This is a genomic window from Aliinostoc maniaoense, from assembly GCF_058172895.1.
In genome coordinates this window covers 461,153-474,154 of the sequence record NZ_CP187952.1, presented here as the reverse complement: position 1 = coordinate 474,154, position 13,002 = coordinate 461,153, and the positions used below count along the sequence as shown (strand labels likewise).

The 13,002-nt window shown below is 41.6% G+C and carries 13 protein-coding genes; 9 read left to right on the top strand and 4 right to left on the bottom strand.

From position 1 onward, the window contains the following. Window positions 1–34 precede the first annotated feature (34 nt). Window positions 35–157: a hypothetical protein gene (locus ACPZ3T_RS02000; protein ID WP_490273327.1), complete on the top strand. Its 123-nt coding sequence runs from the start codon at window positions 35–37 to the stop codon at window positions 155–157. 32 nt (window positions 158–189) lie between these two features. Here the strand turns inward: ACPZ3T_RS02000 and ACPZ3T_RS01995 are convergent, their stop codons facing one another. The 3 genes from ACPZ3T_RS01995 to ACPZ3T_RS01985 form a co-directional block, all read right to left on the bottom strand. Continuing rightward, window positions 190–1,032 (bottom strand): hypothetical protein, encoded by an 843-nt coding sequence (locus ACPZ3T_RS01995; RefSeq protein ID WP_490273326.1) that lies wholly within the window; start codon window positions 1,030–1,032, stop codon window positions 190–192. A 55-nt stretch (window positions 1,033–1,087) separates the two neighbouring features. Continuing rightward, entirely contained in the window at window positions 1,088–3,634 is a 2,547-nt protein-coding gene (locus tag ACPZ3T_RS01990) for a hypothetical protein (protein WP_490273325.1), read from the bottom strand. A 138-nt stretch (window positions 3,635–3,772) separates the two neighbouring features. Beyond that, window positions 3,773–4,810 (bottom strand): MBL fold metallo-hydrolase, encoded by a 1,038-nt coding sequence (locus tag ACPZ3T_RS01985; protein ID WP_490273324.1) that lies wholly within the window; start codon window positions 4,808–4,810, stop codon window positions 3,773–3,775. Window positions 4,811–5,099: 289 nt separating this feature from the next. On the opposite strand from ACPZ3T_RS01985, the gene ACPZ3T_RS01980 reads away from it, so the two are divergent. The 6 genes from ACPZ3T_RS01980 to ACPZ3T_RS01955 all read left to right on the top strand — a co-directional run bounded on the left by ACPZ3T_RS01980 (window position 5,100) and on the right by ACPZ3T_RS01955 (window position 10,361). Further along, a complete protein-coding gene (locus ACPZ3T_RS01980) occupies window positions 5,100–5,240 on the top strand; it encodes a hypothetical protein (RefSeq protein ID WP_490273323.1) in 141 nt (46 codons plus the stop codon). After that, window positions 5,237–5,413 (top strand): hypothetical protein, encoded by a 177-nt coding sequence (locus tag ACPZ3T_RS01975; protein WP_490273322.1) that lies wholly within the window; start codon window positions 5,237–5,239, stop codon window positions 5,411–5,413. The genes ACPZ3T_RS01980 and ACPZ3T_RS01975 overlap by 4 nt, the downstream gene beginning before the upstream one ends. A gap of 121 nt (window positions 5,414–5,534) precedes the next feature. Continuing rightward, on the top strand, window positions 5,535–6,956 hold the full coding sequence (locus tag ACPZ3T_RS01970; protein WP_490273321.1) for an NB-ARC domain-containing protein: 1,422 nt from the start codon (window positions 5,535–5,537) through the stop codon (window positions 6,954–6,956). A gap of 104 nt (window positions 6,957–7,060) precedes the next feature. Continuing rightward, window positions 7,061–8,071, top strand: coding sequence for a S66 peptidase family protein (locus tag ACPZ3T_RS01965; RefSeq protein ID WP_490273320.1), 1,011 nt, complete (start codon window positions 7,061–7,063; stop codon window positions 8,069–8,071). Between the two features lie 676 nt (window positions 8,072–8,747). Then, entirely contained in the window at window positions 8,748–9,692 is a 945-nt protein-coding gene (locus tag ACPZ3T_RS01960; RefSeq protein WP_490273319.1) for a M23 family metallopeptidase, read from the top strand. 126 nt (window positions 9,693–9,818) lie between these two features. Further along, a complete protein-coding gene (locus tag ACPZ3T_RS01955) occupies window positions 9,819–10,361 on the top strand; it encodes a late competence development ComFB family protein (RefSeq protein ID WP_490273318.1) in 543 nt (180 codons plus the stop codon). Between the two features lie 102 nt (window positions 10,362–10,463). Here ACPZ3T_RS01955 and ACPZ3T_RS01950 read toward each other — a convergent pair whose 3' ends face one another. Then, window positions 10,464–11,279: a L,D-transpeptidase gene (locus tag ACPZ3T_RS01950; protein WP_490273317.1), complete on the bottom strand. Its 816-nt coding sequence runs from the start codon at window positions 11,277–11,279 to the stop codon at window positions 10,464–10,466. Between the two features lie 261 nt (window positions 11,280–11,540). Between ACPZ3T_RS01950 and ACPZ3T_RS01945 the strand changes: the two genes are divergently transcribed. Continuing rightward, the gene (locus tag ACPZ3T_RS01945) at window positions 11,541–11,693 is read left to right on the top strand and encodes a hypothetical protein (protein ID WP_490273316.1); all 153 of its coding nucleotides are present in this window, start codon (window positions 11,541–11,543) and stop codon (window positions 11,691–11,693) included. A 520-nt stretch (window positions 11,694–12,213) separates the two neighbouring features. After that, window positions 12,214–12,870 carry a sigma-70 family RNA polymerase sigma factor gene (locus ACPZ3T_RS01940; RefSeq protein WP_490273315.1) on the top strand — a complete coding sequence of 219 codons (657 nt, stop codon included), beginning with the start codon at window positions 12,214–12,216 and terminating at the stop codon, window positions 12,868–12,870. Window positions 12,871–13,002: the final 132 nt, after the last annotated feature.

The window sequence follows — 13,002 nt, the reverse complement described above, 5'->3', positions numbered from 1 at the left end:
GCTGGAATCTTGATGAAATTATATCTTACTGACTATGGCTCATTTTTTGCCAAACCAAGCGATCGCCCCATTTTCAAAATATGAAAATAGAGAGGCGATCGCACTTGAAGAGAAACAGTCAGTAAACGGAAGTCAGGCGATCGCTCTCGATAACTGATGAAAAAAGCGATCGCACGACTTCAAAAGAGGCTAATCACGGAGTACATCAAATTTAGATAATTCAAATTTGTTTTCGCCTTGCGCGTCTGGGTTCCATATCAAGTCTATCTTTGATATTTGTCTTTGTTGCCCTTGATCAAGATAAGGTGTGCCGAAAGGCCACCGGAACTTTACTGTGAAAGTGTGCAAATACTCATACAAATATTGTTCCCGCACCGGATCATAGAAGCTAGTCTGCCTGTATAAGTTACGTTTGAAAATGGTGGATTTTCGACTAAGGGCATAAGTTTTACCTATCCGGCGACTGAGCAACGCCTGTAATTGATTTTGATATGAGCTTTCCTGACAGAGAACCATTTGCACACTGTTATTTATTGCGTTTTTCAGGTGGTTTGTGAGTTCCTGTGTCGTCTTTCCTGCCCTACTTCCAGGTGAAAATGGGTAAGGATTTTCACTGTTGAGGATTATTATTAATATAACCGCATTGACATCAGGATTTGCCTCCTCACCAGTTAGCCCAGCGATCTGCTGCACTGCTTTTGTAAGAGCATCGTCTACCGCAGTTTTCTGGTCACTGACAATCGTCTTCAACTGCATAACTTTTGCGTAGGCATCGCCCGCTTTTCCTATCACGACATCGCCCTGACCCTTCGGACTCTGCAATATACGTTGCTTGTCCACATGGCGTTTGTATTCAGCGAACTCCTCCATATGACCTAGAGCTGGCCCTAGATTCTGCACCCATGTTTCAATCTTGCCTGCCAACAAGTCCGTTGTTGGATGACCTCTATTGCTACTAGCCCATGTATAGTATCTGTTAAGTGTACTTAGGTGCTTTTGTAGATGATCAATCACTCGTTGTGTATGATTCATAAGTCCTCTTTTGTGTCGGGTTGTCGTTGCAGATGTTAACCGCTTTTGATCACGATTACTGCTCTGCGGTATTTTGAGGTTGATCTATTGCGCCAGATGCAGGTAACTGTGGAGGGAGGTCATAGGCAGCCAATGCTTTTTCTACTTCGGTATCTCTTTCTTCCTCAAATATTGCTTCGTAGGGCATGGCTTTGTCGGGTGGAACAAATTGAAGGTAGTAGCCCAGAATCTGAGGGCCAGGAATGCGAATATAGAAATAATCCCCTTGCTGACCGAAAAACGTTTTGTCACTTGTGCTGGAGTTAGCAGATGAGTAGGTGCAAGAAAAGCCAAATAATCCACCGCCTGCGGTATTCGAGTTTTCGATAACGGTTCTCGTCGCCTTGCTTTGTGAGGCATCCTGCTTGACTTTAATAGTAATATCCTTCGCAATTACCATACCGACTGGGTAAGCAGGTAGGATAGAACGATTTTCGCCGTCTTTTAGGAGTTGAGCTACCTGTCCACTAGGGTCTGTTTCCTTGGCTGCTGCTTCCAAAACTTTATCCTTTGTTATTTCCTGGACTGATGGTGATGCCTTTAGGTCTGCAAGCCTGTAAAAAGCGTGGGACATCTTGAAGATTTGCGGGTTGAACCAACCCCCGCGATCAAACGTAACCTTAGCCACGCGAAAGCCAATATCTATGTCTTGGCTGAAAAAGGTTCGTTCAGCATCAGTACTGGCTTGCGAACTGCTGTGTTGTCCTCCTGCCGAAAAAAACCATCCATTTACATTCCAACCAAATTGTGAAGCAGATTCTGTTTCAACCTTGCTCGATGAGTCGGCAATTTCGGTACTCTTGATGACGACATCCATAAACATCCCATCTGCCTCAGTGACATTGCCAGTAGAAGGAATTACGGGCAATTCAATAGTGGACTCTGCTACGGTTAAACCTGTGCCATCACCAGAAATTTCGATTTTCTCGTTGCCGAATGTAACATTCCATATATTTTTGCTCCCAGTTGGCACTGTCACACTCTCAACTGCATCATCTCCCAGACAAGCTTTGAGAGCATTACTGAGTGCAGTATCATTAGCGTCAAAAGCGATATCAGACGAGGTTTTACCCTGTATCGTCAACTTAAAGTTACCACCCGTAGGTGAACCTGGAAGGCGAATCGTCCATTTCTTCTTATCCGTGTTATCTTGCTCTACAATAACCGAGCCTTTTGGTTTCTGCCTCTCCCGATACACGCCAGCAAGTAATTGACCTAGCTCATCAATGTCAGCATGAAGTTCTTTAATGCGCTGGTTGAGGTTAATCTTCTCAAACCGCACATCATGGGACTTAGCACGAGCCAACTGTGCTTTGAGATACGTCAATTCCTCAGCCTGTTGCAGAACTTCTTTTTGTGCTTTATAGGTAGCGTGCAGTTCAGTAACTACGGTTTGTAGCTCTTTTAAAACCTGATCGTCTGATAACCCTAGCTCATCCAGGGTTTTGTTATCCGCATCAGGTACTGTTTCCATATCCGCTAGCTCAAGTAGACTTCCGCCTGGTACCTGGGTGGATAGATAAATTTTGGCAGCAGTCACCACCGCTTGACCATATTTTTCAACAAGGTTACTCTCCGCGTCACTAAGCTTTTTCTTGCCTTCAGCAACTTGAGTTTCTAGATTCTTAATTTCATCCCCATTGCTGGAGATCATCTCAAGTACCTGTAAATCGGTTTGTGACCGAGCAAGTTCTCGACGTTTTGCTTTGAGTAGGTCTCGAATAGTGTCATTAGCCATCGTCAAGTCTACAGGGGAGAGATTGGGGGCTAATCCTTGGAACCAATTACTTGGTTGAAACTGTACCGGATAAACTAGCATTGATTCGTCAAGCGATAGTCTCATCGAATGGCGCATTCTTTGCTTGGCGAGTTCCAATTCCTCAGCGATAGAGGAGACATTGAGATAACCGAGTATAGTTAGCACTTCATGGAAATGACCCTTGACAACAGCATCGTTGTAAAGGTTGTTCAACACTTCTTCCCGAACCAAACCTTCAGAACTTAGCCACTTAGCATAATCATCCAGGGTGACACCTGAATTTTCTTTCTCACTTAAAATTTTGATTTCATCAAATGTTAAGTTCTTGTCTGTTTCCCATTCCAGTTTTGCCTGCAAATATTGGTTGTAAAGCTCCTTACACCAATCAATTCTTGACTTTGCAGTTCCATTGCCGTTATTTTTCTCCTGAAGCAGAAACCTACTTAGTCCTGCACGGTCTCGAAAGTAGGCAGCAAAAGGTTTTAGACTTGGTACATAGTTATTCAATAAGGTGTTATAAACGACTGAAAGCCGTTCTCCAGTCGAACCCTGTGTAATGGGAAAAACATCGAACAGTTGGTCAGAAAGGCGAAATTCCGCTTCGGCAATTGTATACGGACGAGTCAGCGTACTGTTTCGGTCATTCGTATCATATTGATACTGGCGATAATTCAAGGGCTGGGCTGGAAACTGCATGGAGAATAGTTGGTTTCCGGCACCCAATAGGTCATTTACTTTTTTGTAAATGAGTCCCATTATGGCTACCTTTTTGTTTTTTGCTTTCTGGTCTTGTTCGTCTGGCATGGTGTCAGTTTCCTTTTGAGTTTAGAATATATTTGTTGATTATTTTTTTTAGGACATCGAAAAAACCTAGAGTAGGTTTGTAATGATTGAAATAATCGTAAATAGATAAAACAAACATCTCCAACAATAACGAATTTACTATGTTTTATTCCGATTTCCCCATGTTCTAGTAATTTTTATAAGAGCCGCAGGAGAATTAACAGTATCATCTACTTCAATTTTGACTTGTTTACAAAATGGGTTGAAATACATTACCATCGTGGTTTTACATAATAGCTTTTTTTCTAATTTGTTTTGCCATAACTTCCATGCTTCGCCATCGCAAAGATTGGTGCGATTGCTAGAGTGGACGAGATAAATGAAATATTTATGGTTAACTGATTTTACCCAATCAATAACTGGAGCTATGTCATTTTGTGTATATCCAGATGATATAATTGTAGTATTTTCATCCATATACTTATTCAAGCATTCCTTTGAAAACAAATTATTGCTTGAACCATGATGAGCTAACTTTAATCCAGTAAATTTCAGACTTGCGGTTAAAACCTTTGCTAGATTACCACCAGCCGCGTTTGGTTCCATATCACCTAAAGTCAAATAGTACCAAGGATTTCCTCCATTTGTTCTAGGACAAGTTAATAATGCTCCAATACTGTATGCGTTTTCATCACCACTACCTTGTGTAGGATCACGCCCTATAACCGTTAAAGTGAGAGTTTGACTATTATTATTTTCCACCCACTCAATCTTAGATTGATAGTTAGCATTTTCTTTTTTAGTATCATTGTCTTTATAGCAATTATTTCCTACTTCAATGATTTTAATTTGATTAGTTTTGCAATAAGATATCATCTTTTTCCTATTATCTTGATGAGATGGTGATGCACTTTCTGGCAGGATTAACTCCTCCAACTCTCGACCTTGGAAAAACCACTTTAATGAATTTTCAGCATCAGCAATATGATCTGCGTGCATATGAGTCAATAGCAGGGTTTTTATTTTAAGATTGAGTCTTTGTAGGATTGCCTGAAGATTATTTTGCATAGTATTAGTGCCAAGATCGATTACGATCGCTTGCCCTTGACTTATATCTTGTGGGCCTGCGTAAACTAGACAACAATCCCCTGCATTTGATCCTTCTCCACCCGCAAATTGAGCTATGAATACTGGCATTATTCCACTCCTTTTTTTCTCTAAATTTGCATAACCTTATAAGCGATATATATGCAGTAAAAAGAAAATATTTTTTGAACTTTAGTCTGATTCAAATCTCAATTCTGCAATGTTGCGAACTGCTGAGACTTATTTGCAAATGGCAAATGCTAACTGTGTTCAAAAAACCAACATATTCAGTATGTATTTTGACTCCAGGCTATTCAACCGAAGTTAAGGATTTTAAGAAAAATCGGTGTTGATTTTTTTGACATTCCCGAACACCAGCATTAAGGAGCATTTAACCTTGATGTCAACGCTCGCTTCTCAATACCAACATTTCACCATCAATGCGATCGCCTCAGATTTTGGTATCAATAGTGCGTTCGTCGCAGACGTTGGCGCAGCCATCGCCAATACATTTACACCCAGTTTTCACAACCGAAGTTGACGAACTTAAGAACTAACGTAACAGCCGTAGATATTCCAGCAAGAGCGATCGCACCCATCAACCCAACACAGTTGTGTCAAACAGACCTAGAAATCAGGGATCTGCGATCGCCTACTGAATCACTGTACGTAAAATTACTTAATATCTATACAACCATAAAGCAAGTAACATAAAATTGGCTGCATAAATCTGCTTGATCCAGTGTAATCACTGAACGTGATCATGGTCTTAAATGGTGTTTTGTATCGGTGTAAATAGCAGCCAAACATACATCTCTCATCTGTGAGGTTTCCCATGAAATCCCAACAAAGAAGCCGGAGACGTGGTGTCATCTTAACCACCCAAGGATTACAAAAACTCCAAAATGCAAAATCTCAATCAGAACAAAATGAAAATTTCGATAAGCGTTATACCGGCGAAGATTTAGGCTTTCGCATGGGGTTAGATCCAGATACAGTAGCGAAGGTATTTGCTTGCGAACTAGGAGTAGATAAGCAAACCTTAAAGTATTGTTTCGCTGCATTTAACCTGCAACTTGAATCCCAAGACTATCAATTTGCCAACTCTGATAAAAATCTAGAAAAAACTAACACACAAATCCAAAATTCGTCAGATTGGGGAGAAGCACCAGATGTCTCGCTTTTTTGCGGACGTAGTGAAGAACTAGCCACCCTAAAGCAATGGATTTTAAATGAATGTCCTACAAATAAACCAGTACCCTGCCGTTTCATTACTTTATTGGGTATGGGTGGTATCGGTAAAACTTGGTTATCTGTAAAACTCACACAACAGCTTCAAGATCAGTTTGAGTTTGTGATTTGGCGATCGCTTTTACCTCGTCCTCCCCTCAAAGATTTATTATCTGATCTCATTACTTTCCTATCCAATGGACAAGACACCAATTTACCCGATAACTTGCACAGCAGAGTTTCACGATTGATTGATTATTTACAACGCCACCGTTGTCTTCTGGTATTAGATGGGGCGGAGGCTGTATTACAAGATTGTGCAACTTACAAGTCTCCTTGCGGGAGTTGCTTCTTGTTTCCAGAAACGGGAAATCAAGAATATCGGGAATTTTTTAAGCGTCTGGGAGAAGTGGCTCATAATAGCTGTGTCATCCTCACAAGTTGTCATAAACCCAAAGAAGTTACACCATTAGAAGGTGAAACTTTCCCTGTGAGAGTCTTTCATCTCTATGGCTTACAAATGCCAGATGTTCAGGAACTTCTCAACGCCAAAGGTAATTTTAAAGGTTCTCCAGCAGATTGGCACAAATTGGTAGAGTGTTATGCAGGTCATCCTCTAGCTTTAAATCTTGTTTCTAATACTATTCAAAACTTATTTGCTGGTAATATTGGTGAATTTTTGCAGCAACAAACCCCCATTTTTGGAGAATTATCCTACTTGTTAGAACAGCAATGGCAATGCTTATCAGATACACATAAACAAGTTCTTAAATCCTTGGCATTTCATTGTCAACCAATTTCATTTGCCGAATTGCGATCGCAACTCACATCTTCCATCTCACCCCAAACTTTATTAGCAGCCCTAGAATCTTTGCAAGCGCGATCGTTGATTGAAACCAATGGAGCTAAGTTATCGCTACATCCTTTAGTCATGGAATATTTTAACTCCCAACTCATCCCAGAACACAATATCCAAATCCAGCCAAGTATCTTGCTTGAACAGAAGCAACTACAATTTGTCATTTAAATAGAGGGGTGTAGGGGTGTAGGGGTGTAATGGCAAAATATCTATTTAACAACGTGAATATCTCACAGAACCTGCCCCTACTAAACTAATGACTCTTAACTAAGATGAAACGCCGCCAATTTCTGACAACTTGTGGTTTAGCTACCTTAGCTAGCCAAATTCCCCCAATCGCCCATGCTCAAATATCTCCCAACAGCATCATTAAACCGTCACGGCTCAAAGTGGGCGATACGGTGGGATTAGTTGCCCCGGCTGGAATATTCGAGCCTAAGTATATTGGCATACTACAAGAACATCTCAAACAATTAGGCTTAAAAACTAAGCAAGGCAAACATATATTAGATCGTTATGGCTATTTAGCAGGGAAAGATAGCGATCGCGCCCAAGATTTAAATGATATGTTTGCAGATGACTCAGTCGCAGCTATTATTCCTATCCGTGGCGGTTGGGGTTGTAACCGGATTTTACCCTTACTTAATTACCCCTTGATTCGCTCCCATCCAAAAATTCTCATGGGTTACAGTGATATCACTGCTTTACTATTAGCAATTAATGCCCGTAGTCGAATTATGACTGTTCATGGGCCAGTCGCCACATCAACCTGGACTCCCTTTATGTTAGATTACCTCAAACCCATCCTCTTTGATGGCCAAACAGTCACCCTGCAAAATACCAACTCTCCTGAAGGACAAGTCCAAACCATCACCCCAGGAAAAGCCAAGGGAAAACTTATCGGTGGTAACTTATCAGTGCTATCAGCAATGGTGGGTTCACCTTATCTACCTTCTTGGTATAAAAGTATTCTATTTGTAGAAGATATTAACGAAGATGTTTATCGCGTAGACCGAATGTTAACACAGTTAAAAAATGCTGGCATACTTAACCAAATTTCTGGCTTTATTTTTGGCAACTGTAATAACTGTAACCAGGGAGATGAACCCTCACTAACATTAATGCAGGTATTGCAAGACCATATCCTGCCTCTAGGAATCCCCGCTTGGTATGGAGCGATGATTGGTCATATTCGAGATAAATTTATCTTACCCCTGGGGATGTCTGTAGAAATCGATGCCACCCTTGGGACAATACAACTATTAGAGGCGGCAGTCATTTGAGGTTAGCATTTGTCAAGTTAATTTGACACTCCCCCGCCTCACCAAGTTTGCCTACGGCACGCTGCGCGAACGCTTTCGCTCACTTGCTGAAAAAGGCAGGGGATTCTTGGTTCAACGAGTCCACTTAACCTAGACTCCTTGCGGTATCTAAGTCAGAGGTGGTTCTCTCCACGCCAGTTGCTTCAAGTCGGCAAAGCCGCCCAACGCACTGGCTTCCAAGCGTTAACTTTTGGTCTGCCCGACCATAGTTGCACACTGTGCAATATTTGTTTGAAGTTTAATGCTGTTCGTCTAGTACCTGTGTTGGCGAAGCCTTCCCGAAGGGTATCTTTTACCTACTTCCAGGCGATACTAGAACTACGAAGTAGAACGCCCTAGATTCAGTTGTCAAGGTTCAGCGTCTGCGTATTAGGCAGCAAATGGGTTTTTTTAAGTGGTTGATTACCCTTCCACAAACATATTCTACCAGAAGCCGTCCTAGAACGATGGGGTTTTCAACGCAAATTTTCGATAAGCATTATTTGCAATTCCTAATCTTGCGGTTAGTATAGTTTAGACCCTAGGAAATTACTTAATAATATATTCTTCCTGAAAAATATTTGCTGTCGTTAGGAAACACTAGCAATTATCAGTTAGTCTGTCTTTCAACAGCAGTTAAATATGGTTATTTAGTTCTATGACTATCCCAGATACTTCTCAACATTCTCAACAACATTCGCTGTTTAGCAACATCAAAGGAGATAACCGCAGACCAAATAATCATCACACCATCAACTTATTTATTGGCTTGTGTGCTGCTTTACCTATGAGTTTTTCCCTGCCTGTAGCAGCATTGGAAGTCCAGATAACTCCCGTCAAACCTCGCTTGGGCGATACAATATCTGTTTTGATCACACCAGATAATCCAGATAGTACCACCACCCCAGAAGTCTTAGTGGGAGAAAAAACTTATCCAGCTTACCAAATTGCACCTAATAGATACCGTACCTTTATTCCCACAACTCCCCTAGAAAAACCTGGTGCTAGAACTGTCAAAATCATCGGTGATAACAAGGTAAGAAATTTGGCTGTCTGGGTAAGTAATCGTAAATTTGCTGTACAGCGTATCACCTTACCACCAGGAAAAGCTGGTACTAGAGCTACCGAATACGAACTCAACCGCGTAGCTGCTTTTAAAGCCCTACAAACACCCCAAAAGTTTTGGCAGGGCGCATTCCTTGCACCCAATAAAGGGCGACTCAGTACAGGTTATGGTGTACGTCGCTACTATAATGGTAAATTTGCCAATGATTACTACCATCGTGGCCTTGACTATGCTAGCGGATCTGGCTCTCCTGTAGTTGCCCCAGCAGCCGGTAAGGTAGCCTTAGTTGGTACAGTATCCCAAGGATTTCGGGTGCATGGCAACGTAGTTGGTATTGACCACGGCCAAGGAGTTGTTAGTATTTTTATGCACCTTAGCCGAATCAACGTCAAAGAAGGTGATATAGTCCAGGCGGGACAATTAATTGGTGCAGTTGGTTCTACAGGGGCTTCTACCGGGCCTCATTTGCACTGGGGTTTATATGTCAATGGGCAATCTGTTGACCCGACATCTTGGCGAAACCAGGCTAAACAATAGCAAAATACATAACAAATTGCTTTTGTTGTTAGTTTTGGTATATTTTTTGTCCATAATATAGGCAAGATTGAGTTTGTTTACTACCGTCCTTACCTTGCTTGGGTGGATTAAATTAAGATGAGCCTTATGAGTATTGAAAAAATTGTAGAACAAGCTCTCCAGGATGGTTATCTCACACCAGCAATGGAAGCAGAAGTTGGACGTATTTGTGATAACGCTTCGGAACTCTCAATCGAAGAGTATATGGCGTTAGATAAGTTAATGGGAGCGTTATTAACTGGTGAGGTAGTCGCAGTACCTCGCAAGCAATTTATTAACGTCATGGAAGAATTGGTGTTAACTGAAGCGATCGCCCGTGTAGCGGAAATCGAAGCCACTAGTGAAAGTTCCATCGATGTTGGGGATATTGCCGCCTACGCTCTCAACCGTCTCCCACCTTTATACGCTACCACAGAAGAAGGTGCTAACTACCAACGTCAACGCGCCAAAGCAGAACTGCAAGAATTAATTTCTCAGCAAGTTCATGAAGCGATCAACCGTAACCTCGACCAACCCAACGATAATCGCACACCTGTGAGTGGCAAAACTACCGGTAATGAGGTACTGCGTCAAGTTAGTAGCTTACTGCAAGTCTATGCACCTAGCTTTGAGCAGAAAACATCAAACTAAATTAATAGTCAATAGTCAACCAATTTTAGATTTGGGATTTTAGATTAACCCCGACTACAAGGGTGCGTGGCTTGGGGATTTTAGATAGACTATTGACTATTATTACTCACGTACTACAACGGTAGTACCAACACCTACCTGATCGTAAAGCAAACGGACATCAGAATTACGCATTCTCAAGCAACCATGAGAAATGGCTGTTCCTAGAAGATGAATGTCTGGTGTACCGTGAAAGCCGATTTCATTACGGCCATCTGACCAAAACCCAATCCATCTTTCTCCCAAAGGACTGTCAGAACCAGGTGGATAAACTTTGCCAGTTATGGGATGTCGCCAAATAGGATCATGTTGCTTATCATTGACTTCAAATGTACCTGTAGGCGTTTCCCAACCCTTCTTACCTATAGCAATTGGGTAACTGGCGATGACTAAATCTCCTTTATAAACATAGGTGCGGCGATCGCTTAAATCAACTACCACCTGCTTAGTGATCTTGCCTCGTTGATTAGATGACTTATTTTGACTAAAAATCTGAGAAAATATCGACATCGGTGACTCAGAACCCTGATCTTTCGGTTGGGATGCCGGTGTTAATAATTGTGATTTTTTGGGTGCATTAGTCGTTAAAGCTACATTTTGATTAATTGTATCCCCATTATTATGAGACTCGGTAACTGAGGACTTTAGTGGTAAAGCCCTCTGGTTTGTTTGATCTGGAGGTGTAGAAGCACCGAACGCGGTTTCACCTAAGCCTCCTGTATAAACGTCTCCAGGGCGGCTGACGGTGGTATAGCCTGGCTTTTTAAACTGCCCTTGCGTTGTAGTAATGCGCCAATGGATAGCTACCGATAAGATAGCAGTGCCAAAACAAATCAACATTACCATACGCGCTAGAGATTCATTTTTTACCATTGCCATAGCTTCTTGTTTATCCCTGACATACTCGGCTTAGTGATTTCAGTTCTTAATGATTCAACTGTGAAGAATTGATCAATTCTGTGGTTTTAACTCATGAATTTACTGATACCCTGGGGCAAACTCAGGCTATCAGGACATTCCAACTAACTAACACATTGGTTGGATTGGTATTGCCAAAATAGATTTCTAAATTTGGAAATTATCTTGATTGCTCTCCAAGAGTTGGAATAAATCATTAATGGTGTGGGTGAGAGAAAGACTATGTTGGAAAAACTATTATTAGCAGTCACAATTACATTTGCCCTCAATTTATTTTTTCAAGTTCGTGTGCCTCATTACACTAATTCTGGTAGTAGCAACCAACAACATACAGAAACATCAGCAACAATTTTGGTAAGAAGACCGGAAAAATAATATTTTTCCGGTTACATATCCATAAAATTAGTAATAATAAACTTATGCTGGGTATTGAAAGATCCAATAGGTGATGTATTTCCCCTGAATAATAACCTACCCTCAAGGCAAATACTAGGAATTTATCATAGAGTATTTGCCTTGATTACACTGCTTCTAAAATTCAAATATAAATGCTGAACGTAGAAATTTCTGTCTGCAAGATGACTGAGTTTTTTAATAGTCTGATGGACTCAGTTGTAGTCATATATTTTTGATACATATAATACAGCGTTTGTCAAGCTAGTGTAGTCAGATGCTCTGATCTGCACAGACATGGAATTGAGATGGCAGTAACTGGCAAGATGCACCATAATAGTCCAGGCAATAGCTAATTGGTAAAATTGAGACTTTGCGTAATCACAAATCCACTCCAAATTCTATAACTCAGTGTTCCACTCTGAAATCCGTCCTTGAAGCAGGAACAAGCAGCCGATTACCTAGTCTAATAGATAGGGATGATTTACAACCAGTACGATCTATGAGTCAATCGATTACTGTATCCTGGTCAACGGGTGATGCGGGGTATTCAGAAGCATCGGTGCAAGTTGAGAAACTCTCGAACCACGATTTGATTTTGCGTTGTCAAATGGGACTGCGCCCAGATCGTGCTGCGTTTGCAGAACTGTTGCGCCGCTATCAAACCCAAGTGGATAGAGTCTTGTACCATCTAGCTCCAGATTGGCCAGACAGAGCTGACTTGGCTCAAGAAGTGTGGATTCGAGTGTATCGGCACATTAGCCGATTACAAGAACCATCTAAGTTTAGGGGTTGGTTAAGCCGCATAGCGACCAATTTGTTTTATGACGAATTGCGGAAGCGCAAGCGGGTTGTCAGTCCCCTATCATTAGATGCGCCCCGTTCAGTAGATGACGGTGAAATGGATTGGGAAATTGCCGGAGACACTCCAGGGCCAGAGGAAGAACTGACCACAAGAGAATTTTACGAGCAATTGCGTGAGGCGATCGCGGATTTACCCGAAGTATTCCGCACTACCATTGTTCTGCGGGAAATCGAAGGCATGGCATACGAAGAAATTGCCGAAATCACAGGAGTTTCCCTCGGAACAGTGAAGTCAAGAATAGCTAGAGCTAGATCCCGCTTGCAAACTCAATTGCAAAACTATCTTGATGCCTAATTTACAGTACCTTCACTCTGCCCTATGGCAGAATTTAAGCATTGATTAAGAATTGTGAGGAATGTAGCTCGTGCCTCTGCCATCAGGAGAAAAATTAAATTATGCTCTTAGGGTTGCCCACTCCTTTTACCC